Source organism: Vibrio sp. 10N.286.48.F5, assembly GCF_041469785.1.
GTDB classification, from domain to species: domain Bacteria; phylum Pseudomonadota; class Gammaproteobacteria; order Enterobacterales; family Vibrionaceae; genus Vibrio; species Vibrio crassostreae_C.
Map to the genome: position 1 here is coordinate 141,845 of NZ_JBFRLG010000031.1, position 23,597 is coordinate 165,441.

The following is a 23,597-nucleotide window of genomic DNA, read 5'->3' on the forward strand; positions in this document are numbered from 1 at the left end:
GACGACTTACTTAATCGTTAATGCACTCAACATCTCAGTTGAAGGAGCAAAGTAATACGCGCCAGTCACCGCTTTAGTAAAGCGAAGCAGTTGGTCTGTTTTGCCATCAGTTACGCCGTACATGCTCTCTAACATCGCATCGAAGTTATGACGAACGTTACAGTAAGCAATGAACAATAAGCCGTGGTCGCCCGTAGCAGTACCGTAAGGTAGACTGTGGCGAACAATCTTAAGCCCCTTGCCTTCTTCTTTGATATCCACACGGCCAACGTGAGACGCCGCAGGAACATCATCTAACTCAATTGAATCAGGTTTAGTTCGGCCAATCACTTTCTCTTGTGCCGATACATTCAAACGATTCCAAGCTGGCAGGTTATGCACAAAACGCTGCACCATTACATAACTACCACCAGCGAATTCACCCTCAGGCACAATAGCGACTTCAGCACGTTGTGCGTCTTTCGGGTTTTCAGTGCCATCAACAAAGTCTGTCATGTCACGAGAGTCTAGGAAGCGATAACCATAAGTTTCATCAACCACTTCAACATCAGCTGCTACTTCAGATAGCAATTTACGCAAGATAAAGAAGTGCAGATCATGTCGGTTTGAATGACAGTGAATCAGAACGTCAGACAGTGTGCTCGGTGCTGTGATATCACCTTCACCCAGCACAGGGAAGTCGATCAAATCAGCGGGCGCTGCTTGCTCGAACCTATCCCAAAAAGCTTTTGAGAACGCAACCGATGCCGTTAAGTTCGCATCAGGCTGAGTTTGGTTTAGTTCGTCGATTAGAGTCGGAAGCTTTTGAATTTCTGCTAGTACATTAGCAGTATTAGCGTTCACTTTAAGTTGAACGTAAAGCGCGAAAGGCCCAGCTTCAGGCAAAATAGCACTTTGAACGTTAGGCTGCTCATTTGAAACATTAAGCATAGATTATTCCTTCCAGTTTTAGATTCTAAGTATAATTGTGAATGGGACAAATGTTTTGATGAGAATCAGTCTTCGAGCTCAACCACTTTAAAGCAATCCCTTGCAGCATGGCTATTGGTTAGATAAAGCGCTAACCACAGCAGCAACAATAGGGTGATGCCATTTGACCAACGGAACCATCCGTTATCCAAATAGATTAAATAAATCGTATGGGAGCCCTGTGCCAAGATAGCCATCATGGTAACCCAACGTCCCCATGACACGACTTTGTTAAGGCGCTTTCTATCTGGCGATCTTAGCCCAAATAACCACATCAGCAGCAAACTAGGCACACTCAACGCGATCCCGACATAAAACATCTGATGGTCTGGGTAGATTATCTCAAGAATATCGGTTCCCGATTCTCGGCTTGCGCCTGCAACAATGAAAACGACCAAGGCTTTCGCAAGAAACAACCAACCTAGCCAGAGCAAGATTGGAGCTTTCAAAAAGCCGTGCTTGTCGTATTGTTCTATGGAGTACCGCACAAATCTCACTTTCACTTATTTTCAAACCAACACTTTAACGCAAATCATTCATACTTAACTAGCTTTGCGTTATCTTAGTAGCCAATCCGTTTTAATTGTCGAACTCAGTATGAAAAACAAAACTAATACGCCCTCTGTTGAATCTCAACAGGAAGCACTGAAGATAGCCAAAGCGACTCAAAAGCCAGCTCAAACCAAAGAACAAACTAAACTGATTGCTCAGGGTATCGAGAAAGGCATCGCACTGTACAAGAAACAGCAAAAAGAACGCAGCCGCCAAGCCGATAAAGCTAAAAAGCGCGTACAGAAAGAGAAGCAGACTCTACAAGCGAACCAAGACCAAGAACAGAATGTCGACTTGGATAATGAAACAACATCAAATCACGCCAGTAAATTGCCGTGGTTATTATTGTTCGCTAGCTGGATAGGCTTCGCGATTTATTTGATGAAATAACAGGATAAGCGTATGAAAAAGGAATTAATCGCTTTGGCTATGAGTAGCGTGTTACTCGGTTGCACGACACCGACATCAACGCCTCATAGCGAAGCTGCCAACGTGCAAATGGATTACCATGGCGTGATTAATATCGATAAATGTCAGTATAAAGGGGAAGTCACAGGCAGCGAAGGCCATTGGTACAACTACCTGTTTTACCCAAATGACACATTGATTCAAGGCGCCATGAATCAACTCAAGTCGAATACGATTGAGCTAGGCGCAGATACCGTGATATTCACACTTCCCCAAGATTTTTCCACATCCGTGACTATGCTGGGAACTGCCTATCTGTGTAAGTAAATAGAAACGTAATGGGGTAGCTCACAACTCATATTAGCGAGATGCTCCCTACTATTTCTATTCTAAAAAAAGAAAGCCAGCTTTCGCTGGCTTATGCACTAAATCCAAGGCTTGTTGCTATATCGCCTTTACGCTGGATAACCCATTGACTGTCAAATGGACCCCAGTCGGATAACTGGTAATAGCCATCATTATGACGTCGCCCATCTTGAACAAACATAAGTTCGATACCGATCCCCGGTAACGCCTTGAGTACATCTTGAATAGTACGACGAGGCCACCCCGTTTTTTCGATGAGTTTAGGCACATTTGGCCTATCAAGGCTTTCCACTAACAATGCTAAATATAGCCGCCTTGCAAAAACAGGACTCAACTCCATTGACACCTCCTATATATGTGCAGCTCAATTATTTCTTTTTTCGCTGACAACATGTTGAGGCTGATCAATAAGTCTCCAATAGTGACATTTTCTTACGCTTTTTTTTCACTCTATGAAATATTCATCACTCTATTTTGTCTGAGTTGCTGCTTCCTGATAGGATTCAACTCATAACAATGAAATAAAATCACTCAAAGGAAGAATAATGACTATCACCATGTTTGGTATCCCAAATTGCGACACCATTAAAAAAGCAAAGAAATGGCTCGAAGCTGAAGGTATCGAGTTCGAATTTCACGATTATCGCAAACAAGGCATCACAGAAGAGCTAGTAACAAGCTTCTGCTCTGAGCTAGGTTGGGAGCTTGTGCTAAACAAACGTGGTACGACTTATCGCCAACTTTCTCAAGAACAGAAAGACACCCTAACAGAAGAAAAAGCGGTGACTTTGCTAGTTGAACAACCTGCCATGATCAAGCGCCCAATCTTAAAAGTTGAAGGTAAGCTTCACATCGGATTTAAAGCCGACCAATACGCGGCTATTTTTGCTTAGATCGTTGTATTTACATAGACAGACAACTGGACGTTGATCATTGAATCAGCTTCTAAAAATTAATGACTAGACGTTTTATTTAAACAAGGAATTCAAGGATGACAGATAGCCCAACTTTGGCTCTGGCAAAAGACCTAATCAGCCGTCAATCGGTAACACCAGAAGATGCAGGCTGCCAAGACCTGATGATTGAACGCTTAAAAGCACTCGGTTTTGAAATCGAAGTGATGGTATTTGAAGATACGACCAACTTCTGGGCTCGTCGTGGTACTGAAGCGCCTCTGTTTGCTTTTGCTGGTCACACTGATGTGGTACCTGCAGGCCCAATCGAACAGTGGAACACTAAACCATTCGAACCGACTATCGTAGACGGTTTCCTACATGGCCGTGGCGCTGCTGATATGAAAGGCTCTCTGGCTTCAATGATTGTTGCCGTCGAGCAGTTCATTGCCAAACACCCAGACCACACAGGCTCAATTGGTTTCCTGATCACTTCAGATGAGGAAGGTCCTTTCATCAACGGTACTGTACGTGTTGTTGAAGCATTAATGGCGCGCGGTGAAAACATCGATATGTGTATCGTTGGTGAACCATCGAGCACTGAGTTCGTGGGTGATGTCGTGAAGAACGGCCGTCGTGGCTCTATCACTGGCGACCTAACGATTAAAGGCACACAAGGTCATGTTGCCTACCCTCACCTAGCAAACAACCCAGTACAAAGCTCTCTGCTTGCTATTAATGAGCTAGCAACAACTGAGTGGGATAAAGGTAATGATTACTTCCCGCCAACCAGTTTCCAAATTCCAAATGTGAGTGCGGGTACTGGTGCTTCAAACGTGATCCCTGGTGAGTTTAATGTTCAGTTTAACCTACGCTTTAGTACAGAGTTAAGCAACGACATCATCGTTGAGCGCATCACAACTACGCTAGATAAGTACGACTTCGAATACGACCTTAAATGGACATTCAATGGCGACCCGTTCTTAACAGACGCAGGTTCACTGCTTGATGCTATTGTTGATGCAGTGGGTCACGTCAATGATGTGAAACCAGCACTGCTAACGACTGGCGGTACATCTGATGGTCGCTTTATTGCACGCATGAAAGGGCAAGTCGTAGAACTAGGCCCTGTGAATGCAACTATTCACAAGGTTAACGAATGCGTGAAGGTAGCCGATTTAGAAAAGCTAACTGACATGTACGAAAGAACATTAGTGAACCTATTCGCTAAATAGTCTTTCATCAGCGATTCATAGCATCCAATTATTGAGAGACTCATTATGACACCAGAGCAGCTTACCGGACAATCAGATTCTCATCTAGAGCCTAGCCTGATCGGCACCAAGACCTTCTTGGTCCACAGTGAGGTTAAGAATGACCTGAATAATTTGATTGAAGCTGCTCAGCTCGCTGGTTTTAAAATGGAGATTGCCAGTGGCTTTCGCGACTATGAAAGGCAATCTCTGATTTGGAACCGTAAGTTTTCTGGCGAAGCTCCGATATTAGATTCAGAAAGCCAACCTCTTGATGCTTCAAAACTGACCGAACAACAAAAGCTATCGGCTATCCTGAGATGGTCTGCGCTTCCCGGCGCGAGTCGTCATCATTGGGGTTGTGACTTCGATGTCTTTGCTCGTAACCACTTACCTGAAGGCATACATCTGCAATTAGAACCATGGGAATACCTTACTGGCCACCAGCAATCGTTTTACCAATGGTTGTCTGTTCATGCTTCACAGTTTGGGTTCTTTTTTCCTTATAGCGAAGACCTTGGTGGTGTGGCGATCGAACCATGGCATATCAGCCATCGCAAAGTATCGGAGTCGTGTTTATCACAGTTATCTCCGACTTTACTTGGCAAGCAACTCCAATCTAAGCCAGTATTAGGGTATGAGATTATTATGGAGCAGCTAGACGAGATCTATGCACGCTTCGTAGCGAATATCAGTCATTAGGAGCGCTTATGTTGGAGTGGCTTACAAACCCTTGGGTTATCATCATCATCGTAGTTAGCGTTGTTGTGGGTAACATCGCAGCGCTCAAACAGACAGCCAATATGGATCTGACGGGGCGTGGTAAAACTGAGCGAGATTTAGATAAGCTCAATCGCTCGGATAAACTTAACCAAGAGAAAGCTGAAAAAGAAGAATCCAAAGACAATAAAGACGCATAGCCTTTTGCTTTGGCTAATCAGCTTGATTGACCAATTTTGATTGACCAATGTAGCCTGATGACAACGAATACAATAAAAAAGAGGACACAGTGTGTCCTCTTTTTTATTTGCTTTTGCTAATCACAAGGCTGATTTAACTCAGCTTGTGACGGCTTGAATGACTACTCAGCTTTCGCTTCTTTGTCATCTTTGGTTTGGTCAGCAATATGCGCTAATACCGGAACCATAGACTTAAGCAGCTCTTCTTCTACTGGCTTACCTGATGCATCCGTTACGTTGATTGACGTACGGTTGCCAAGGTCACCAAATAGGAAGTTGTAAGTGCCTGGCGCTAAGTCGATAGGCTGTAGGCCAATTTCTTCCCAGAACTCATCATCTGGTGCTGCGTACTTCGCCTTCACCGTACCCTGAGATTGATTGCGTTCTTCAAGCTCAAAGCCCATTTCAGGCAACAAGTTAGGCAGACGCTGCCAGAATACATTGTATGGCGTACGAGCAATAATCACAGGGAAACCACTACGGTCAGCACCCATTGAAATTGGAATACGCTTCACCAACTCTTGCGCTTTCAGCGCCGCTTCAGCACGAAGGTTTTCATCGTACTTAGCCATAACTAGGTTGGTCAGGAACGCGTTGTAACGCTCTTTATTGGTTGCCGTTACTGTTTTCTCTTTAGTACCTTCACGCCAATCAATCAGATTAATCTTGAAGCCATGACGGTTGTTTGCTTGGAAGCGAGAGATAGAGTAACGACTACCAATCTCTACGTCTTCATCTTCAGAAACCCAAGTTACCCAATCGGTCTCAATCTCATTCTCTGATTGCTCACGAATACCAATAGCACGTTGAGCCAGCATATCTACAGCCGTTTGCCACACGCGGTCTGCCTCTTCTGCGCGAAGAAGCCATAGTGTCACTTCACCGTTTTGACGCTCAGCACGAGCACCCGGGATCAGTTCAAGAACCTGTTGCGGTGGACGAATATCCACTTCACGACCAGTACCACCACTGAATTCACCGCTTGGGATGTCAAAATTTGGGTAGAACTGAGGCTGAGCATCTACAGGCAATTGCCATTGTGAAAACTCAGGTGTTTCTAAGTATTCGAAATCATCTTTGGCTTGGCGACGTTGAGTCGGGTTGCCAGAACATGCTGTAAGAACGAAAACAGCCAGTGACCCAATCACTAGCTGGTGAGAATACTTCATTTATACTCCTAAATGCCGAAGGTTCGCTTCGGCATCACTTCATACGTTTTAGTAAATGCACGCTTCAGTCATTGCTTGAGCAACAACAGGTTGAGCTGGCTCTGACAGTTCAGTCAGCGGTAGACGTAAGCCACCTTCAGCAATCAGACCCATTTTATGAACCGCCCATTTTACGGGAATAGGGTTAGACTCAACGAACAAATTCTTATGTAGAGGCATCAAACGCTCATTGATCGCTTCCGCTTCTTCAAACTTACCTTCTTTTGCTAGCTTGAACATGGTTGCCATATCAGCGGCTGCAACATTGTTCGTTACAGAGATCACGCCATCGCCACCACGCTTAACAAATTCTAGGCCTGTTAAGTCATCACCACTTAGTAAGATAAAGTCTTCGCCACAAAGTTCACGGTGAATTGCAATTCTGTCGAGATCACCCGTCGCATCTTTCAGTGCAACGATGTTTTCGATCTCAGCAAGACGAGCAACCGTTTCTGGCAACAAGTCTACCGCAGTACGACCTGGAACATTGTATAGAATTTGTGGAACGTCACTGACTTCAGCAATCGCTTTGTAGTGTTGGTACAAACCTTCTTGAGTCGGTTTGTTGTAGTAAGGCGTTACGCTCAGGCAACCAGCAATACCAGAACCATTCAACAAACGGCTGAATAGAACAGATTCATGAGTTGCATTTGCACCTGTACCAGCGATAACGGGAATACGACCATCAGCAAATTCAACGATCTTGTTGACGACTTTGACATGCTCTTCAATAGTGAGTGTTGAAGACTCACCTGTTGTGCCAACCGCAACCAGACCATCACTACCTGCAGCAATATGGTGCTCAACTAACTTTTTAAGGCTGTCGAAATCCACTTCACCATCTGTATTAAATGGCGTAACTAGCGCAACGATACTTCCTGAAAACATGTCTATCTCCCTTAATTTATTCTTTTTGCATGTTACTGTAAGCCAATCAATAAACACAAGACATTAAAGTGGCTTACCGGCAACATCTGCATTAAATATTGTCGTATGTTTGAGGTAAAACGACTTCTAACGGCGTTCTACCTAGAATTTGGGTAACCTGCACTCAATCTAGCGGATAGCACATCACTGGATGTCAGTAACAAGTAAGCTGTGCTCTCATCGCTCTATCTCATTTTTTAACGCGCTCGATATTATTATCATTGGTTGCATGTTCGAAGCAAGGTCGCACATAAAAAGCCCCGCACGCACGCTTATTCCACGAGCTAACTGTGCTAACATGCATGAATCAATGGAATATAAAGAGACGTGATTTTATGACTCAACATCTAGTAATCACAGCTGTGGGCACTGATCGCCCAGGTGTATGCAACCAAGTGGTTCATTTAGTCACCCAATCAGGCTGTAACATTATTGATAGCCGTATCGCCCTGTTTGGCGAAGAATTTACGCTTATCATGCTGCTGTCTGGAAAGGCAAACAACATTACCCGCGTTGAAACCACCTTGCCCTTGCTTGGACAAGAGCACGACTTGATTACGATTATGAAGCGAACCTCAACTCATGATGTTATTGAGAACTCTTACACAGTAGAGGTGTTCGTTGAGTCAGACGATAAAATCGGACTTACTGAGCAGTTTACCCAGTTCTTCGCAGACCGAAACATCGGCCTCGATTCGTTAAGTGCACGAACCATCAATAAATCTAAGGTTCAACTCGACAACGACCAATTCCATATCTCTATTACCGCTTCTGTGCAATCAGAATGTAACTTGATGCAGCTACAAGAAGAATTCGATTCGCTGTGTCAGAGCCTATCAGTCCAAGGCTCGCTCAACTTTATCAAAAACAGTCTTTAAAAAGGAAATGTCATGAATACGCTAACGGCTGGTGTTCCAGCACCTGCTTTTTCTCTTCCAGATCAAGATGGCAATATCGTATCTCTTGGTGACTTCAAAGGTAAAAAAGTACTTTTCTATTTTTACCCTAAAGCAATGACTCCAGGTTGTATTGTGCAAGCGGAAGGCCTGCGTGATATCAAAACACAGCTTGATGACCTAAACGTGGTTGTTCTAGGTGTGAGTGTTGACCCAGTAAAACGTCTACCAAACTTCGTTGAAAAGAAATCTCTAAACTTCACACTGCTATCTGATGAAGACCATAGCGTTGCTGAACAGTTTGGCGTTTGGGGCGAGAAAAAATTCATGGGTAAAATCTACGACGGTCTGCACCGTATTAGCTTCCTAATTGATGAAGAAGGTCAGATTGAACATGTCTTCAACAAGTTCAAGACTAAGACTCACCACGAAGTGGTTCTAGATTACTTCAATCAAGAAGCTTAAGGGCGATTTGAGTGAGTTAATGACTTAGATTCATCACTTTCTAAGGCAATAGCAACACTCATTAAGCTAATGATTAAGCTAATGATTAAGCTAATGATTAAGCTAAGAGCAAAAAGGCCGAACATCATGGATGTTCGGCCTTTTTCTATAACAAGATCAATTACTTTTGATGTTCGGGGTCATCGTCTAATGCGTGACTCGGTAAGGCATTCCAAACCGCCTTAACTAACGTTGCCAACGGGATAGCAAAGAACACGCCCCAGAATCCCCACAGTCCACCAAACACTAACACGGCAACAATAATGGCCACTGGGTGCAGGTTCACCGCTTCAGAGAAAAGAACAGGAACGAGCACGTTACCATCTAGCGCTTGGATAATACCGTAAGCGAGAAGCAACCAGTAAAACTGAGGTTCTAATCCCCACTGGAACAAACCGACAATCGCGACAGGAACGGTCACAGCCGCCGCACCGATATAAGGAATCAGTACCGAGAAACCAACCGCGACAGCCAGCAGAGCTGAATAACGTAAATCTAGAATCGCAAAGGTCACGTAGCTGACACCACCGACGATCAAGATCTCAAGGACCTTGCCGCGAATATAGTTCGAGATTTGTTGGTTCATCTCAACCCAAACCTTGGTCGCTAGACGACGGTTTTTAGGCAACACGCCACTCGCCATGCTGATCATCTCTTCTTTATCTTTTAATAAGAAGAAGATCAGCAGCGGCACAAGAATCAAGTAAACCGCAAGCGTAGCCAAGCTCACAAGAGAAGCCAAAGAACCTTTAACAACACTTTCACCAAAGCCTAATGCTTTGTTTTTCGCGTTAGACACAATCGATTCAACGATCTGCAAGTTTGCTAACTCAGGATAGCGCTCAGGAATCGTCGCGATGAACTTCTGTAAGCCGCCATACATACTTGGAATATCATTGATGAGGTTACCCACTTGCTCCCAAATGGTAGGCACTAAACCAAACAGCGCCAGCAACATCAGGCTAAAGAACATCATGATCACCAACATCACCGAAGGCGTTCTTGGAACACCGAGTCTTTGAAGTTGGGTAACAGGCCACTCAAGCAAATAAGCCAACACAATCGCAACCAAGAGTGGTGCAATTAGGTGACCAAAGAAGTAGATCGTAATAAAGCCGAAGAGAATGATGGCAACCAAACTGACAGCATGGGGATCAGAGAAACGTCGTTTATACCAACGATTGACCATTTCAAGCATCTGACTGCAATTCCTTTTTAGTGACGAGGAGATGATGGTAATTAGAGCAAACCTCAGTGATGACGTCATAGGCTTGCTTAGACAAATAAGTAACAATATCTTTCATCGAACTGTTATCAGACACATAAATTGACAATGACTGCCCTACTTCTAACTTTACACTGTGACGCTTGGCTAATAATAGCGCCATTGGACAGCGCTCTTGGCGTAAATCTAGAATATTAGGTGTCATTCTTGAGCTCGATGCTTATTATAAGGGTCGTATTGTAATCTGTTTTTGAAAACGCGCCATCATTCATTCATCCTCCTTCATGATAGCGCACGCACTTGGCAAAGGTTAAATCAGATAAAGAACCAATTTCCATTGCACTTGTCTTACTGTCAGAAGAAACGGAGTATTACTGACTAATATGTTTAAACGCGCTCGCTCAATTGCTTGCTTATGCATCGCAGCTACATTAAGCACCCCAACTATGGCGAATACCAATAGTTTGGAGCTACCAGATATCGGTACCGCTGCTGGCGGCACACTCACTATCGACCAAGAGCTTATCTATGGTGATGCCTACATGCGCATCATCAGAAGTAGCCAGCCTATCGTAAACGACCCAGTTCTAAATCTATATATTGATACTCTTGGCCATCGTCTGGTCGCGAACGCAAATGATGTAAAGACACCTTTCCAGTTCTTTATGATCCGTGACCGCAACATCAACGCCTTTGCTTTCTTTGGTGGTTATGTTGCTTTGCACTCAGGTCTATTCCTGCATGCACAATCTGAAAGTGAATTAGCTTCTGTATTAGCGCACGAAATCGCGCACGTAACCCAACGTCACTTAGCGCGTAGTATGGAAGACCAAGCGCGCCGCTCTCCAGCAACCATTGCAGCGCTAGCAGCCTCTGTATTACTGGCAATTGCAGCTCCTGAAGCCGGCATTGCAGCCCTAACGGCAACGACTGCGGGTAATATGCAAAGCCAAATCAACTACACCCGTAGTAATGAAAAAGAAGCCGACCGCTTTGGTATCAACACGCTAGCAAAAGCTGGGTTTGATGTGAATGCGATGCCACGTTTCTTTGGCCGTTTAGCTGATGAATATCGCTATGCGAGCACACCACCGCCAATGCTACTGACTCACCCATTACCAGAAGACCGAATTACCGATTCACGTGCTCGTGCTCGTAGTTACCCGCCACTGAAACTGGCTCCCTCTCTGGACTACCACCTAGCAAGAGCCCGCATTGTTGCGCGCTATGCTGGCATTAATAATGATGCTGCTCTTGATTGGTTTGAGCGTCAGCTAAAGAAAGCCCCTAAAGCTTTGGTTCCGTCATTAGAATATGGCCAAGCACTGGTTTACCTAGACTCTAAAAAATTAGACAAAGCAGAGCCCATCCTGAACAAGCTGATTAACAGCGATCCAACCAACCTGTTTTATCTAGATGCTATTTCGGATCTGCACATCGAGAAGAAGCAGCCTGAGATTGCGATTAAAGAACTTAAATCGGCACTGGTTCGTCAACCAAACAACCCGGTTCTGACCATTAACTACGCCAACGCACTGATTGAAAATGAAGATCTTCAAGAAGCGGTTCGCGTATTGCAGCGTTACACGCACGATAACCCGAATGACACCAATGGCTGGCACTTACTTTCAAAAGTAAATACGAGCCTTGGTAATAGCGACGAAGAACTGGCTGCTCGTGCAGAAATTTTGGCACTGCAAGCCAACTGGAACAAAGCGATTCAGTACTACACGCAAGCAAGCCAAATCGCAGAATTAGGAAGCCTAAAACAAGCACGCTACGACGCTCGAATTGATCAGCTAATGATTCAACGAGAGCGCTTCTTGTCGCTACAATAGAGTGTTTACTGGTAACGCTCGTTGCCAGTATAAAAAGAAAGCTCAACGTTACACAAAAAAAAGAAGTCACCTATGGTGGCTTCAGCTAAACAATTAAATCAAAAATAATAATGAGGAAGAACCATGTCTGTCGTGATTTATCATAACCCACGCTGCTCAAAGAGCCGTCAAACTCTAGAAGTGCTTCAGGAAAACGGCGTACAGCCAGAGGTAATCAAATACCTAGAGACTCCGTTAACAGTTGAACAGCTGAAAGTACTGTTCACTCAGCTTGGTTTTGACAGTGTTCGCGACATGATGCGCACCAAAGAAGCGGACTACAAAGAAGCAAACCTTGGTGATGCTTCAGTCACTGATGAAGATCTTTTCGCCGCGATGGCAACCAATCCAAAACTGTTTGAGCGCCCAGTCGTTGTCGCGAACAACAAAGCAAAAATTGGTCGTCCACCAGAGCAAGTGCTAGAGATTCTGTAATCCAATATGAGCATTAACATTCTTGTTCTTTACTACAGCCGCCACGGCAACACACAAGCTCTAGCAAGGCAGATTGCACGAGGGGTTGAGTCTATCCCAAACTGTGAAGCCATGTTAAGAACGGTGAACGACGTGTACACGGTAGAAGAGCAGCCTGATTCACGCTATCAACCAACCGATCCTATTGCCTCGTTACAAGAGCTTCGATCTTGTGATGGTTTGGCGCTAGGCAGTCCGGTTTGGTTTGGTAACATGGCCGGGCCAATGAAGCACTTTTGGGATAGCACGACATCAATGTGGATCAATGGTGATCTCATCGATAAGCCAGGTTGTGTATTTACCTCTTCTTCATCATTGCATGGTGGTCAAGAGACAACACAACAAAGCATGATGTTGCCCCTGCTTCATCACGGCATGTTAGTCGTGGGCATCCCCTACTCAGAACCGGCGCTGCACACCACTCAAACTGGTGGTACGCCTTATGGTGCAAGCAGTACTGGAGAGAGCGCCTCACTTAGCAAAGAAGAGATTGAGTTGGCGCAAAACCTAGGTAAACGCCTAGCGCGCATCGCAATAAATCAGAAGGGAATTTCTCAATGATGTATATGCCAGAGAAGGCTATGTCTCCCAAAACCAAGCTATTTCGCTACCTTGCTTTAGCGGGCAACTTGTCGCTTTTATTCTGGGTGGTGGCTTGGCAGATGACGCTTTCACCGCACCCTCATCTCAGTAATGTCACACTGGCGATTGCTTGGGCTATCCCGCTGTTATTGCCATTACCGGGCATTTTAGCAGGAAAACCTTATACGCACGCATGGGCAAATTTCGTCTTGATGCTCTATTTCCTACACGCATTAACTATCTTGTATGTAGACGGTGGTGAACGTTTATTAGCGGCTGTAGAACTGCTTCTGACGACTCTAGGTTTCGCGGGCAATATCTTATTTACTCGCTTTAGAGCCAAAGAGTTAGGCATCAAGTTGAAGCGTCTTTCTGAAGTAGAAAAGAGAGAAAAAGCTAAGTTCGAGCAATAATATTGAGCCCATGCTTTTAAACTGACCGCTTACAAACAAAAAGCCCTGCGAGATTGCTCTTGCAGGGCTTTTTTCAAGTTTTCATTTCAATCAGTCATGTCAGCTGACAATTATGAGCGAACCCACTCGTATACCAAGCTTGGCTTAGCATGTACTGGCGCAGTGATGGTTAGATCTTCTGTACTAGAATCCTCTAACGTTGCGTCAGGCGTATTCGTTAGCTCAGCATCCTCAGATACCTCGTTGCCCTTAATCACTTGTACGCCTGAGTCAGTTTCGTCACCAACGACTTCAGCAGCGTCTGTTGAATCATCACCTACAGACATTGTGTTGTCTTGAGTTTCAAATTCAGGGCTCACTTCAGGCTCAATGTAAGATTCTTCAACCTTCGCAACTTGGCGAATACTTGCTACTTCTTGCTCAAACTCTTGTTGAGTCGACAATAAGTGAATTCGGAAAGTGACTTCGTTGTTCTGAATCTTCAGAATATCTAGGCTTGCCACCGAGTTTAGACGCTTAAGTGCGTTCTCTAACTGGAAGAAGTCTTGAGCATTATTCAGGCTAATAAACTGCGTTAAAATCGATTCTGATGACTCACTCGCTACCGTCACAGCACTTTTGCCTGCGTAGTAGTTACTGATTTGGTCAACTAACTTCTTAGAAGTCGTGTCGCTGTTACCCGATAGTGAACCACTTACAGGCGATGTTGGTGCACTCGTCAATTGACTTGGCTTTTGATCGTATAGAGCCCAACGTAGGCCTGAAGATTGAGCCTTTATCACCAACACAGCATCAACAGGATAACGCTGACTCGCTTTACTGATTGGCGTAACAAAGCTACCCCACAAATCAGAAGTCGCAATACCCGTAATATCGTCAAAGTCACCCACAGGCAGCGTTAGAGGCAAGCCACGCTCTTTTGCGTTCGCTTGTAAGCTAGCTGCTAACTGTGAGTTAGAGTGTTCCCATACGATGTTCTTGTCGTAGTTGTCCTCTTCCACAAGCCAAACAAGGATGTTTGAACGCGTGTCAGGCCAGTAAGGTAACTGTGCTTGAGTCAACAGAGAACGGATTTGAGCACCGTTAAAACGCATACGCAATGTTGATTGGTCATTGCTTTCGCCAAAACTCATTTGAGACATGTACTGCGAACTATTGCGCATCGCCTTTTGAATCGTCTCATTCGAAGCGACATCAGTTTGGCCAGTCGCACGTATCAATACCTGCTCCATACCTGTATTTCTTGCCACTTGTTCTGGCTGTTTGTCTTCAGCGTTAATCGCAACTTCAGCACTAAAAATATCTACTTGAGTTAAGGCATAACTCGGAGAGGCTAATAGTCCCATCAACAACAATGCTATGTAGCGCATACTGATCCTAATATTCAAATCTTGTGCCTAGATGATAAGCAACTATGGATTGAGGGGCAAGGTCGATAGCGCCCACTGTGTTTAATAACCACAAAATATCACCTGGCCATGATAAATCGCTCACTTATAAACTGAATTTCTAGGGCTTAGATGGATATAAAACATCATTAAGATAAATAAATTTGATCTATTTGGTGTGGCAATCGATTGCTAAGTGATAGAATCCCGCGAATTTTATTTTTCGCTTTTCATATAACGACCATTTTAAGGACATAACATGAAAAATGCTCTGCAAGGTGCGCAAATGCTGTTTGTAGCATTTGGTGCGCTTGTACTCGTGCCGCTACTAACAGGACTTGACCCCAACGTTGCACTCTTTGGCGCAGGTATCGGTACCCTTTTATTCCAACTTATTACACGCCGTTCAGTGCCAATCTTCTTAGCATCTTCTTTTGCTTTCATCGCGCCTATCATGTTTGGTATTCAAACTTGGGGTGTTGGTGCAACCATGGGCGGCTTGATGGCGGCGGGTGTTGTGTATGTACTAATGGGCGCGTTAATTAAAGTTCGTGGCGTTGGCTTCATCCATAAACTGCTTCCACCAGTCGTTGTTGGCCCTGTGATCATGGTTATCGGTTTAGGTCTTGCACCTGTTGCAGTTAACATGGCGCTAGGTAAGACAGGCGATGGTGCGGTTCAGCTTGTTGATGCAGACGCTGCCCTGTGGATCTCTTCAATTTCACTGTTAGTGACGATTGTCATCAGTGTGTTTTCAAAAGGCTTCCTTAAGCTACTGCCAATCTTCGGTGGTATTGTTGCGGGTTACATCACCAGCTTGGTATACGGCGCGGTAGACTTCACTCCAGTAGCGCAAGCATCTTGGTTAGCACTGCCAAACTTCACAACGCCAGAGTTCAACATCAACGCTATCTTTTTTATGGTATTTGTCGCGATTGCACCTGCCGTTGAACACGTAGGTGATATGCTTGCGATATCTAACGTGACCGGTAAAGACTACCTTAAAAAACCAGGTTTACACCGCACTATTACTGGCGACGGTGTGGCAACAATTGCCGCTTCAATGCTGGGCGCGCCGCCAAACACTACGTACAGTGAAGTAACAGGCGCAGTAATGCTTACCAAAGCATTCAACCCTGTGATCATGACTTGGGCTGCAGTCACAGCCATCGTTCTTGCATTGGTTGGCAAGCTAGGCGCACTACTTCAAACGATTCCGGTTCCTGTAATGGGCGGAATCATGATTCTACTGTTTGGCTCTATCGCAACAGTGGGTCTTAACACGCTAATCAAAAACAATGTTGACCTACACAAATCACGTAACCTTGTGATTGTGGGCATTACTTTAGTCTTTGGTATTGGCGGCATGGCCTTTGGTATCGGTGACTTTAGCCTACAGGGCGTAAGCTTGTGCGGTATCGTTGCGATTCTACTTAACCTAGTACTTCCAGAAGAGCTAGGTGACAACACTGTGGTAGATAAAGCTCAAATCGATTAATGAGTCGGTAAGGCTAGATTCCAAAGAATCACAACCTAACAAGATCAAAAAAGGGAGAGCATCGAATGCTCTCCCTTTTTATTAATACGGTTAATTCAGCGAGTTAAGGAACTGTTTAGAGTCACTTAAGCTGAAACCGAATTACTTAGTACCGAAGATCTTATCGCCAGCATCGCCAAGACCAGGAACAATGTAGCCCTTGTCGTTTAGCTTCTCATCGATTGCAGCCGTGTAAAGCTCAACATCTGGGTGCGCTTTTTCTAGAGCAGCGATACCTTCAGGAGCAGCAACAAGCACAAGAATCTTAAAGTGCTTACAACCTTTCTCTTTCATCAGGTCGATAGTCGCGATCATAGAACCACCTGTCGCAAGCATTGGGTCTACCACTAGAGCAATACGCTCATCGATGTTAGATGCAAGCTTGTTGAAGTATGGTACTGGCTCAAGTGTTTCTTCGTCACGGTAGATACCAACAACGCTGATACGTGCACTTGGGATGTGCTCAAGAACGCCGTCCATCATGCCTAGACCAGCACGTAGGATTGGCACTACCGTTACTTTTTTACCTTTAATTTGGTCAACTTCTACTGGACCGTTCCAACCGTTAATCGTCACACGCTCAGTTTCAAAGTCTGATGTCGCTTCGTATGTTAGAAGGCTACCCACTTCTGTCGCTAGCTCACGAAAACGCTTAGTGCTAATCTCACCTTCACGCATCAGGCCAATTTTATGTTTTACTAGCGGGTGTTTCACTTCAACAACTTTCATTTCCAACTCCGGCAATATTTAAACAAACCTGTAGATTATACACGAACTCTAAGGTTATTTCAGAATCTTTATTCTAATAAAAAAAACCGCGCAAACGTTTGCTCTTCATATTCAAGCCCTGTTAGAATAGCGCCGTTTTCACATCCAACTTAAGTTCGAGGACTATCCCGTGAGTGGTAATACTTCTTCTCTAAGCTACAAAGACGCTGGTGTTGATATCGACGCAGGTAATGCACTAGTAGACCGTATTAAAGGTGCTGTTAAACGCACTCGTCGCCCTGAAGTAATGGGCGGTATTGGTGGCTTTGGCGCCCTATGTGAACTTCCAACGAAATACAAAGAGCCAGTACTTGTTTCAGGTACTGATGGTGTTGGTACTAAACTTCGCCTTGCTTTGGATCTGAAAAAACACGACACCATTGGTATCGACCTAGTGGCAATGTGTGTGAACGACCTAATCGTTCAAGGTGGTGAGCCTTTATTCTTCCTAGACTACTACGCAACAGGTAAGCTAGATGTAGATACAGCAGCAGACGTTGTTTCTGGTATTGCTGAAGGCTGTGTTCAAGCTGGCTGTGCACTAATCGGTGGTGAAACTGCTGAAATGCCAGGCATGTACGAAGGCGACGACTACGATGTAGCTGGCTTCTGTGTTGGTGTTGTAGAAAAAGCGGACATCATTGACGGCACTAAAGTAGCAGCAGGCGACGCACTTATCGCTGTTGGCTCAAGTGGTCCACACTCAAACGGTTACTCTTTAATTCGTAAAGTCCTAGAAGTTTCTGGTGCTGATAAGAGTGAAGAACTAGAAGGTCGCACTATCGGTGAGCACCTACTAGAACCAACTAAGATTTACATCAAATCGGCACTTAAGATGATTGCAGAGCATGACATTCATGCTATCTCACACATCACAGGTGGTGGTTTCTGGGAAAACATCCCACGCGTACTTCCTGAAGGTACTAAAGCAGTCATTGATGGCAAGAGCTGGGAATGGCCTGCTATCTTCAACTGGCTACAAGAGAAAGGTAACGTGGAGACATTCGAAATGTACCGCACTTTCAACTGTGGTGTAGGCCTAGTTGTTGCTCTACCTAAAGATCAAGCAGACGCTGCTGTTGAACTACTGAAAGCTGAAGGCGAAAACGCTTGGGTTATCGGTGAGATCGCAAACGCTGAAGCTGGCGAAGAGCAAGTTGAAATTAAATAAGTGATACGCTCACTTACTTAGTTAATGAGGACCTAATGGTCCTCATTTTGCTATTTAGCCCGCAGAAAACCTTAGTTTATGTAGGTACATTGTAAACAATTCAGTTAATCAATCGTATGACCCACTCTATGAAAAACAATCACTCAAATAAAACCAGTCACTCCCAGAAAAACATCGTTGTGTTAGTTTCAGGAAGCGGAAGTAACTTACAGGCTATTTTAGATGCCTGCGATAGCGATATGATTGATGCATCGGTTAAAGCTGTCTTCTCAAACAAAGCAGAGGCTTTTGGATTAGAACGAGCGAAAACCGCAGGTGTTGACGCTCATTCAGTGAATCCAAAAGACTTTGGTTCACGTGAAGAGTTTGACCATGAATTGATGGTTCAGATCGATGCTTACCAGCCAGATTTAATCGTACTCGCTGGCTACATGCGAATCCTGAGTTCAGAGTTTGTTCGTCACTATGCAGGGAAAATGGTCAACATCCACCCTTCTCTGTTGCCGAAATACCCAGGCCTACACACCCACCAGCGTGCCATTGATGCGCAAGACAAAGAACACGGTACTAGCGTCCACTTTGTTACCGAGGAGCTCGATGGCGGCCCTGTGATCTTGCAAGCTAAGGTGCCGGTATTTGAAGATGATGATGCTGATATGTTGGCAAGCCGAGTGCTGACTCAAGAACACTGCATTTACCCTATGGTCTGCAAGTGGTTCGCGGAAGACCGTTTATCAATGGTCAATGGACAGGCTGTGTTAGACGGTAAAGCATTAGGTAAACACGGTTACGCAGAAGAGTAATTCTTCAGAAACTAAATCAAATCCAAAAAAAGACCGCTTACTGATTCATTAGTTCAGTAAGCGGTCTTTTTTATGAGGTTCAAATCATACTATTCGGGATACTTAGCTCAGCTCAATGGTTCAGTTGGCGCTTGGCTTGCTACCTTCTTCGGCGCATAAGCGACATCTTCCAATGCTTTATGATTGTTGCCAATCAGCTCACCAAAATGAAACAGCGCATATTCGCCCGGCTTCATTCTAAACCACTCTTCATTGTCCGTAAGAGGTTGAGTTGCTACCACCGTCACCACATCATTTGGCGTAGTCTCTTCTTGGAAGTTTATCTCAACATCTTCATCAATCAGGCTCGCTTTACCAAAAGGTGCGCGCCTTGTTATCCAGTACAAATGGTTAGTACAGTAAGTCATCACGTACTCACCATCACTCAACAACATGTTGAAAACGCCTTTCTCTCGGAGCTGGTCACAACATTCCGCTACGAAGCGAAACATACCTTCCATATCTTGAGGTGGCTCAGGGAAACGCTCTTCAAGTTGTTTGAGTAGCCAACAGAAGGAGAGCTCACTGTCTGTCTCGCCAACCGGTCTGAAACGACCACTAATCAGATCGTCGTAATCCGTTAATTGACCATTGTGAGCAAAGGTCCAGTATCGCCCCCAAAGCTCACGAGTAAAAGGGTGTGTATTCTCTAGATTAACACCACCACGGTTCGCTTGACGGATATGACTGACAACGGCTTGGCTTTTAATTGGGTAGTTTTGAACCAACTCAGCGATCTTAGATTCACAGCTAGGGTTAGGATCTTTAAATGTACGAAAACCCTTTCCCTCATAGAAGGTAATACCCCAGCCATCGCGGTGCGGGCCAGTATTGCCTCCACGCTGCATAAGACCAGTAAAGCTAAAACAAATATCAGTTGGCACATTCGCGCTCATACCGAGCAATTCACACATGGTTTAATCTACTCCCTATTAAAACCAATGGAGCCACAAACCTGGGTTCCAAATGTCTGTAAAACTACTATTCCATCTCTTTTTCAACAAGCTGAATCACAATATGAATGATCTTAATGTGAATCTCTTGGATGCGATCTGCGTAACCAAAGTGTGGCACTCGGATTTCGATATCAGCACAACCCGCCATTTTACCGCCATCTTTACCCGTCAATGCAATCGTCTTCATGCCTTTAGCTTGAGCAGTTTCAATCGCTTTTAGAATATTGACAGAGTTACCTGAAGTCGACAGACCAAACAACACATCACCTTTACGACCTACCGCTTCTACATAACGAGAAAATACGTGGTCGTAGCCAAAATCATTACTCACACAAGACAGGTGGCTTGGATCTGAAATCGCAATGCCAGCGTAACCTGGACGGTTTTCACGGTATCGGCCTGTTAGCTCTTCCGCGAAGTGCATCGCATCACAGTGTGAGCCACCGTTACCACAAGAAAGCACTTTGCCTTCTTGTTTGAATGAGTCAGCAATCAGTTTTGCAGCCGCTTCAATTTGAGCAATGTTGTGATCATCACTCAAGAACTTATTCAGAACGTCAGCAGCTTCGTTTAATTCACTTTTGATTAGGTCTTGGTACATAAGGCTTATCTCTTATTTTTTTGACGTAACTTAAAGTACGCGAAATGAGAACTGAGGGTTTTCCCCTCTTTATAACTGAGTTTACCCACAAACATGAAATAGTGTCGACACTTAAGCCCAAAGATTGCAACCTTTATTAGGGTCTCACTGCCGATCCGTCCAAATATTCGCCACCAACCTCTCACAATTAGAACTTTAACTCTATTGAGATCACTTTTTATTCACTTTGGAGTTTTACAAATATTTAATATTTTGTTTACACTTAACTGGTTAGACCTCTTACCTAAAACTTAATAACAATAAGTGATCTCTGAAAAGGAAATCGATCATGAACATATTGCTCTCCCTACTCGGCATGACCGCCATCTTAGGCGTCTGTCTTTACCATAGAGTTAGTCTGGTACGTGCATTAGTTGTATTAACCGGCGCAATGGTAGCATTAACACTGCTTGGCGGCGTGGCTGTTACTGGCTGGCTTTGCTATCTATTAGCCGTTGCGATCTTTGCTGTACCGACCATTCGTCAGACACTGATCAGCCAAAAAGCACTCTCTTTATTTAAGAAAGTTCTGCCAGCGATGTCTCAGACAGAAAAAGAAGCACTAGAAGCTGGCACAGTATGGTGGGAAGCAGAGCTGTTCAAAGGCAAACCTGAATGGAAGAAGCTTCAGAACATTGCTGACCCAAAACTCTCTGAGGCTGAGCAAGCGTTTTTAGATGGTCCAGTAAATACCGTGTGTGAAATGGTCAACGATTACCAAGTGACACATGAGCTTGCTGATTTGCCACCAGAAGTATGGCAATACCTGAAAGACCATAAATTCTTCGCCATGATCATCAAGAAAAAATACGGCGGCTTAGAGTTCTCAGCTTACGCTCAATCTTTGGTTCTACAGAAGTTGACGGGTGTTTCTAGTGTATTGTCATCGACGGTTGGCGTACCTAACTCATTAGGCCCTGGTGAGCTTTTACAACACTACGGTACAGAAGAACAAAGAAACCACTACCTGCCTCGCTTAGCGGAAGGTAAAGAGATCCCTTGTTTTGCACTAACTAGCCCAGAGGCAGGCTCTGATGCTGGCTCTATTCCAGATTACGGTGTGGTTTGTAAAGGCGACTGGCAAGGCGAAGAAGTACTCGGCATGCGCCTAACTTGGAACAAGCGTTACATCACTCTCGCGCCTGTCGCGACGGTATTAGGCTTAGCTTTTAAACTTCGTGACCCGGATGGCCTGCTTGGTGATCAAAAAAATCTTGGTATCACTTGTGCGCTTATCCCAACGGATTTAAAAGGCGTAGAGATTGGCAACCGCCACTTCCCACTAAACGTACCTTTCCAAAATGGCCCGACGCAAGGCGACGATATCTTCGTGCCTATCGATTTCATCATTGGCGGTCAGAAAATGGCCGGTCAAGGCTGGCGTATGCTGGTTGAGTGCCTGTCGGTTGGTCGTGGTATCACACTGCCTTCAAATTCAACTGGTGGCATCAAGTCTGCCGCGCTTGCAACTGGCGCTTACGCTCGTATCCGCCGTCAGTTCAAACAGCCTATTGGCCGCATGGAAGGGGTTGAAGAGCCACTTGCACGCCTTGCAGGTAACGCTTATGTAATGGACGCTGCAAGTAACCTAACCGTTGCGGGCATCGACCTTGGTGAAAAGCCTTCGGTTATCTCTGCAATCGTTAAGTACCACTGTACTCACCGTGGCCAGCGCAGCATCATTGATGCGATGGATATCGTCGGTGGTAAAGGCATTTGTTTAGGCCCATCGAACTTCCTAGCTCGTGGCTACCAAGGCTCGCCTATCGCGATTACGGTTGAAGGCGCAAACATCCTGACTCGTTCAATGATCATCTATGGTCAAGGTGCGATTCGCTGTCACCCTTACGTACTGAACGAAATGGAAGCGGCTTATTCTGAAAGCAGCGATGCGCTTGATAAGTTTGATTCAGCGTTAGCAGGGCACGTTAGCTTTACGATGAGCAACCTAGTCCGCAGCTTGTGGTTTGGTTTAACCGATGGTCGTGGTTCTGATGCGCCAACACCTTCAAATAAAACAGATAAACAGACACAGCGTTACTACCAACAGCTAAACCGCTACAGTGCAAACCTAGCGCTACTGTCTGATATTTCAATGGCAGTTCTAGGCGGATCACTGAAGCGTAGAGAACGTTTATCAGCAAGACTGGGTGATATCTTAAGTCAACTTTACCTCGGTTCAGCAACGTTGAAGCGCTTTGAAAGTGAAGGCAGCCACGCTGAAGATCTACCGTTAGTACATTGGGGGATGCAAGATAGCTTACGTCAGACTGAAGTGGCGATTGATGAGTTCTTAGCGAACTTCCCTAACCCTGTGATTGGTCGTCTGCTTCGTGTTGTGCTAATGCCATTTGGTCGTATCCGTCGTGCTCCAAACGACAAGCTCGATAGCAAAGTTGCGCACATTCTACAAACACCAAGCGAAACACGCTCTCGTATAGGTCGCGGCCAATACCTAGAAGCGACGGAATACAACCCAGTAGGTAAGATTGAAAAAGCGCTAGAAGTGATTCTTCAAGCTGAACCTCTGTTCGACAAAGTCTGCAAAGAGACACATCAAAAACGTGCCTTCTTACGACTTGATCTTGTTGCTCAGTTGGGACTTGAGAAAGGTATCTTAACGCAAGACGAAGCAAATCTTCTGATTAGCGCTGAGGAACATAGACTGTACACGATTAACGTGGATGACTTCTCACCAGAGGAGCTTGCAGCAAAATCTCAGTACCCAGACCAATCGATTGATAACGTCGCTTAAGGCCAGAAAAAGAAACAAAAACGGGACTCCTATG

27 protein-coding genes are annotated in these 23,597 nt (G+C 44.9%); 16 read left to right on the forward strand and 11 right to left on the reverse strand.

Annotated features, from left to right (window positions below; translation table 11 throughout):
• Positions 1–6 precede the first annotated feature (6 nt).
• Together AB4185_RS17235 and AB4185_RS17240 are read right to left on the reverse strand one after the other, a co-directional pair.
• Positions 7–930: a Dyp-type peroxidase gene (locus tag AB4185_RS17235; protein WP_137001211.1), complete on the reverse strand. Its 924-nt coding sequence runs from the start codon at positions 928–930 to the stop codon at positions 7–9.
• A 65-nt stretch (positions 931–995) separates the two neighbouring features.
• A complete protein-coding gene (locus AB4185_RS17240) occupies positions 996–1,457 on the reverse strand; it encodes a DUF2919 domain-containing protein (protein ID WP_017060696.1) in 462 nt (153 codons plus the stop codon).
• 109 nt (positions 1,458–1,566) lie between these two features.
• On the opposite strand from AB4185_RS17240, the gene AB4185_RS17245 reads away from it, so the two are divergent.
• Together AB4185_RS17245 and AB4185_RS17250 are read left to right on the forward strand one after the other, a co-directional pair.
• The gene (locus AB4185_RS17245) at positions 1,567–1,911 is read left to right on the forward strand and encodes a DUF2956 domain-containing protein (RefSeq protein WP_229647141.1); all 345 of its coding nucleotides are present in this window, start codon (positions 1,567–1,569) and stop codon (positions 1,909–1,911) included.
• A 12-nt stretch (positions 1,912–1,923) separates the two neighbouring features.
• A complete protein-coding gene (locus AB4185_RS17250) occupies positions 1,924–2,256 on the forward strand; it encodes a DUF4156 domain-containing protein (RefSeq protein WP_065585044.1) in 333 nt (110 codons plus the stop codon).
• A gap of 91 nt (positions 2,257–2,347) precedes the next feature.
• On the opposite strand, the gene AB4185_RS17255 is transcribed toward AB4185_RS17250, so the two are convergent.
• The gene (locus tag AB4185_RS17255; RefSeq protein WP_004734273.1) at positions 2,348–2,635 is read right to left on the reverse strand and encodes a helix-turn-helix domain-containing protein; all 288 of its coding nucleotides are present in this window, start codon (positions 2,633–2,635) and stop codon (positions 2,348–2,350) included.
• A 205-nt stretch (positions 2,636–2,840) separates the two neighbouring features.
• On the opposite strand from AB4185_RS17255, the gene AB4185_RS17260 reads away from it, so the two are divergent.
• The 4 genes from AB4185_RS17260 (at position 2,841) to AB4185_RS17275 (ending at position 5,361) form a co-directional block, all read left to right on the forward strand.
• Entirely contained in the window at positions 2,841–3,188 is a 348-nt protein-coding gene (locus tag AB4185_RS17260; RefSeq protein WP_017060699.1) for an ArsC family reductase, read from the forward strand.
• Positions 3,189–3,286: 98 nt separating this feature from the next.
• Positions 3,287–4,423 (forward strand): succinyl-diaminopimelate desuccinylase, encoded by a 1,137-nt coding sequence (gene dapE, locus AB4185_RS17265; RefSeq protein WP_372135697.1) that lies wholly within the window; start codon positions 3,287–3,289, stop codon positions 4,421–4,423.
• Positions 4,424–4,468: 45 nt separating this feature from the next.
• Positions 4,469–5,143, forward strand: a complete 675-nt coding sequence (locus AB4185_RS17270) for a M15 family metallopeptidase (protein WP_372135698.1) — start codon at positions 4,469–4,471, stop codon at positions 5,141–5,143.
• An 8-nt stretch (positions 5,144–5,151) separates the two neighbouring features.
• The gene (locus AB4185_RS17275; protein ID WP_017060702.1) at positions 5,152–5,361 is read left to right on the forward strand and encodes a DUF2897 family protein; all 210 of its coding nucleotides are present in this window, start codon (positions 5,152–5,154) and stop codon (positions 5,359–5,361) included.
• A gap of 161 nt (positions 5,362–5,522) precedes the next feature.
• Here AB4185_RS17275 and bamC read toward each other — a convergent pair whose 3' ends face one another.
• Both bamC and dapA read right to left on the reverse strand, forming a co-directional pair.
• Positions 5,523–6,569 carry an outer membrane protein assembly factor BamC gene (bamC, locus tag AB4185_RS17280; protein ID WP_372135699.1) on the reverse strand — a complete coding sequence of 349 codons (1,047 nt, stop codon included), beginning with the start codon at positions 6,567–6,569 and terminating at the stop codon, positions 5,523–5,525.
• 48 nt (positions 6,570–6,617) lie between these two features.
• Positions 6,618–7,496, reverse strand: a complete 879-nt coding sequence (gene dapA / locus AB4185_RS17285) for a 4-hydroxy-tetrahydrodipicolinate synthase (protein WP_017060704.1) — start codon at positions 7,494–7,496, stop codon at positions 6,618–6,620.
• A 374-nt stretch (positions 7,497–7,870) separates the two neighbouring features.
• Here dapA and AB4185_RS17290 point away from each other — a divergent pair, with 374 nt between their 5' ends.
• Both AB4185_RS17290 and bcp read left to right on the forward strand, forming a co-directional pair.
• Positions 7,871–8,413, forward strand: a complete 543-nt coding sequence (locus AB4185_RS17290; RefSeq protein WP_017060705.1) for a glycine cleavage system protein R — start codon at positions 7,871–7,873, stop codon at positions 8,411–8,413.
• 12 nt (positions 8,414–8,425) lie between these two features.
• A complete protein-coding gene (gene bcp, locus AB4185_RS17295; protein ID WP_017060706.1) occupies positions 8,426–8,896 on the forward strand; it encodes a thioredoxin-dependent thiol peroxidase in 471 nt (156 codons plus the stop codon).
• Between the two features lie 160 nt (positions 8,897–9,056).
• Here bcp and AB4185_RS17300 read toward each other — a convergent pair whose 3' ends face one another.
• The gene (locus tag AB4185_RS17300; protein WP_017060708.1) at positions 9,057–10,133 is read right to left on the reverse strand and encodes an AI-2E family transporter; all 1,077 of its coding nucleotides are present in this window, start codon (positions 10,131–10,133) and stop codon (positions 9,057–9,059) included.
• Entirely contained in the window at positions 10,126–10,365 is a 240-nt protein-coding gene (locus AB4185_RS17305; RefSeq protein ID WP_017060709.1) for a sulfurtransferase TusA family protein, read from the reverse strand. Before AB4185_RS17305 ends, AB4185_RS17300 begins: the two co-directional genes overlap by 8 nt.
• 178 nt (positions 10,366–10,543) lie before the next feature.
• Between AB4185_RS17305 and AB4185_RS17310 the strand changes: the two genes are divergently transcribed.
• The 4 genes from AB4185_RS17310 (at position 10,544) to AB4185_RS17325 (ending at position 13,506) form a co-directional block, all read left to right on the forward strand.
• Positions 10,544–11,998, forward strand: a complete 1,455-nt coding sequence (locus tag AB4185_RS17310) for a M48 family metallopeptidase (RefSeq protein ID WP_017060710.1) — start codon at positions 10,544–10,546, stop codon at positions 11,996–11,998.
• 123 nt (positions 11,999–12,121) lie between these two features.
• On the forward strand, positions 12,122–12,472 hold the full coding sequence (gene arsC / locus AB4185_RS17315; protein WP_017060711.1) for an arsenate reductase (glutaredoxin): 351 nt from the start codon (positions 12,122–12,124) through the stop codon (positions 12,470–12,472).
• 6 nt (positions 12,473–12,478) lie between these two features.
• Positions 12,479–13,072, forward strand: a complete 594-nt coding sequence (gene wrbA / locus AB4185_RS17320) for an NAD(P)H:quinone oxidoreductase (RefSeq protein ID WP_017060712.1) — start codon at positions 12,479–12,481, stop codon at positions 13,070–13,072.
• The gene (locus AB4185_RS17325; protein WP_372135700.1) at positions 13,069–13,506 is read left to right on the forward strand and encodes a DUF2069 domain-containing protein; all 438 of its coding nucleotides are present in this window, start codon (positions 13,069–13,071) and stop codon (positions 13,504–13,506) included. Before wrbA ends, AB4185_RS17325 begins: the two co-directional genes overlap by 4 nt.
• 110 nt (positions 13,507–13,616) lie before the next feature.
• Here AB4185_RS17325 and AB4185_RS17330 read toward each other — a convergent pair whose 3' ends face one another.
• Positions 13,617–14,876 (reverse strand): DUF2066 domain-containing protein, encoded by a 1,260-nt coding sequence (locus AB4185_RS17330; RefSeq protein ID WP_372135701.1) that lies wholly within the window; start codon positions 14,874–14,876, stop codon positions 13,617–13,619.
• 277 nt (positions 14,877–15,153) lie between these two features.
• On the opposite strand from AB4185_RS17330, the gene AB4185_RS17335 reads away from it, so the two are divergent.
• A complete protein-coding gene (locus AB4185_RS17335) occupies positions 15,154–16,392 on the forward strand; it encodes a uracil-xanthine permease family protein (RefSeq protein ID WP_017060715.1) in 1,239 nt (412 codons plus the stop codon).
• Between the two features lie 141 nt (positions 16,393–16,533).
• On the opposite strand, the gene upp is transcribed toward AB4185_RS17335, so the two are convergent.
• Positions 16,534–17,160, reverse strand: a complete 627-nt coding sequence (upp, locus tag AB4185_RS17340; protein WP_017060716.1) for a uracil phosphoribosyltransferase — start codon at positions 17,158–17,160, stop codon at positions 16,534–16,536.
• Between the two features lie 169 nt (positions 17,161–17,329).
• Here upp and purM point away from each other — a divergent pair, with 169 nt between their 5' ends.
• Positions 17,330–18,370: a phosphoribosylformylglycinamidine cyclo-ligase gene (gene purM, locus AB4185_RS17345; protein WP_008222945.1), complete on the forward strand. Its 1,041-nt coding sequence runs from the start codon at positions 17,330–17,332 to the stop codon at positions 18,368–18,370.
• A 128-nt stretch (positions 18,371–18,498) separates the two neighbouring features.
• On the forward strand, positions 18,499–19,173 hold the full coding sequence (purN, locus tag AB4185_RS17350; RefSeq protein WP_017060717.1) for a phosphoribosylglycinamide formyltransferase: 675 nt from the start codon (positions 18,499–18,501) through the stop codon (positions 19,171–19,173).
• Positions 19,174–19,280: 107 nt separating this feature from the next.
• On the opposite strand, the gene AB4185_RS17355 is transcribed toward purN, so the two are convergent.
• Positions 19,281–20,126 (reverse strand): class II glutamine amidotransferase, encoded by an 846-nt coding sequence (locus AB4185_RS17355; RefSeq protein WP_048616160.1) that lies wholly within the window; start codon positions 20,124–20,126, stop codon positions 19,281–19,283.
• 67 nt (positions 20,127–20,193) lie between these two features.
• The gene (gene lpcA / locus AB4185_RS17360) at positions 20,194–20,769 is read right to left on the reverse strand and encodes a D-sedoheptulose 7-phosphate isomerase (protein ID WP_065583987.1); all 576 of its coding nucleotides are present in this window, start codon (positions 20,767–20,769) and stop codon (positions 20,194–20,196) included.
• Between the two features lie 328 nt (positions 20,770–21,097).
• Between lpcA and fadE the strand changes: the two genes are divergently transcribed.
• Entirely contained in the window at positions 21,098–23,563 is a 2,466-nt protein-coding gene (fadE, locus tag AB4185_RS17365; RefSeq protein ID WP_372135702.1) for an acyl-CoA dehydrogenase FadE, read from the forward strand.
• Positions 23,564–23,597: the final 34 nt, after the last annotated feature.

What these genes read in the sequence shown, in the direction of transcription:
- AB4185_RS17290 (WP_017060705.1), top strand. Translation starts at nt 7,871, where the DNA reads ATGACTCAACATCTAGTAATCACAGCTGTGGGCACTGATCGCCCAGGT.
- AB4185_RS17335 (WP_017060715.1), top strand. Translation starts at nt 15,154, where the DNA reads ATGAAAAATGCTCTGCAAGGTGCGCAAATGCTGTTTGTAGCATTTGGT.
- AB4185_RS17325 (WP_372135700.1), top strand. Translation starts at nt 13,069, where the DNA reads ATGATGTATATGCCAGAGAAGGCTATGTCTCCCAAAACCAAGCTATTT.
- fadE (WP_372135702.1), top strand. Translation starts at nt 21,098, where the DNA reads ATGAACATATTGCTCTCCCTACTCGGCATGACCGCCATCTTAGGCGTC.
- AB4185_RS17255 (WP_004734273.1), bottom strand. Translation starts at nt 2,635, where the DNA reads ATGGAGTTGAGTCCTGTTTTTGCAAGGCGGCTATATTTAGCATTGTTA.
- AB4185_RS17235 (WP_137001211.1), bottom strand. Translation starts at nt 930, where the DNA reads ATGCTTAATGTTTCAAATGAGCAGCCTAACGTTCAAAGTGCTATTTTG.
- wrbA (WP_017060712.1), top strand. Translation starts at nt 12,479, where the DNA reads ATGAGCATTAACATTCTTGTTCTTTACTACAGCCGCCACGGCAACACA.
- dapE (WP_372135697.1), top strand. Translation starts at nt 3,287, where the DNA reads ATGACAGATAGCCCAACTTTGGCTCTGGCAAAAGACCTAATCAGCCGT.
- arsC (WP_017060711.1), top strand. Translation starts at nt 12,122, where the DNA reads ATGTCTGTCGTGATTTATCATAACCCACGCTGCTCAAAGAGCCGTCAA.
- lpcA (WP_065583987.1), bottom strand. Translation starts at nt 20,769, where the DNA reads ATGTACCAAGACCTAATCAAAAGTGAATTAAACGAAGCTGCTGACGTT.
- dapA (WP_017060704.1), bottom strand. Translation starts at nt 7,496, where the DNA reads ATGTTTTCAGGAAGTATCGTTGCGCTAGTTACGCCATTTAATACAGAT.
- AB4185_RS17310 (WP_017060710.1), top strand. Translation starts at nt 10,544, where the DNA reads ATGTTTAAACGCGCTCGCTCAATTGCTTGCTTATGCATCGCAGCTACA.
- purN (WP_017060717.1), top strand. Translation starts at nt 18,499, where the DNA reads ATGAAAAACAATCACTCAAATAAAACCAGTCACTCCCAGAAAAACATC.
- AB4185_RS17330 (WP_372135701.1), bottom strand. Translation starts at nt 14,876, where the DNA reads ATGCGCTACATAGCATTGTTGTTGATGGGACTATTAGCCTCTCCGAGT.
- AB4185_RS17275 (WP_017060702.1), top strand. Translation starts at nt 5,152, where the DNA reads ATGTTGGAGTGGCTTACAAACCCTTGGGTTATCATCATCATCGTAGTT.
- AB4185_RS17305 (WP_017060709.1), bottom strand. Translation starts at nt 10,365, where the DNA reads ATGACACCTAATATTCTAGATTTACGCCAAGAGCGCTGTCCAATGGCG.
- bamC (WP_372135699.1), bottom strand. Translation starts at nt 6,569, where the DNA reads ATGAAGTATTCTCACCAGCTAGTGATTGGGTCACTGGCTGTTTTCGTT.
- AB4185_RS17260 (WP_017060699.1), top strand. Translation starts at nt 2,841, where the DNA reads ATGACTATCACCATGTTTGGTATCCCAAATTGCGACACCATTAAAAAA.
- AB4185_RS17245 (WP_229647141.1), top strand. Translation starts at nt 1,567, where the DNA reads ATGAAAAACAAAACTAATACGCCCTCTGTTGAATCTCAACAGGAAGCA.
- AB4185_RS17300 (WP_017060708.1), bottom strand. Translation starts at nt 10,133, where the DNA reads ATGCTTGAAATGGTCAATCGTTGGTATAAACGACGTTTCTCTGATCCC.
- bcp (WP_017060706.1), top strand. Translation starts at nt 8,426, where the DNA reads ATGAATACGCTAACGGCTGGTGTTCCAGCACCTGCTTTTTCTCTTCCA.
- AB4185_RS17270 (WP_372135698.1), top strand. Translation starts at nt 4,469, where the DNA reads ATGACACCAGAGCAGCTTACCGGACAATCAGATTCTCATCTAGAGCCT.
- AB4185_RS17250 (WP_065585044.1), top strand. Translation starts at nt 1,924, where the DNA reads ATGAAAAAGGAATTAATCGCTTTGGCTATGAGTAGCGTGTTACTCGGT.
- upp (WP_017060716.1), bottom strand. Translation starts at nt 17,160, where the DNA reads ATGAAAGTTGTTGAAGTGAAACACCCGCTAGTAAAACATAAAATTGGC.
- AB4185_RS17355 (WP_048616160.1), bottom strand. Translation starts at nt 20,126, where the DNA reads ATGTGTGAATTGCTCGGTATGAGCGCGAATGTGCCAACTGATATTTGT.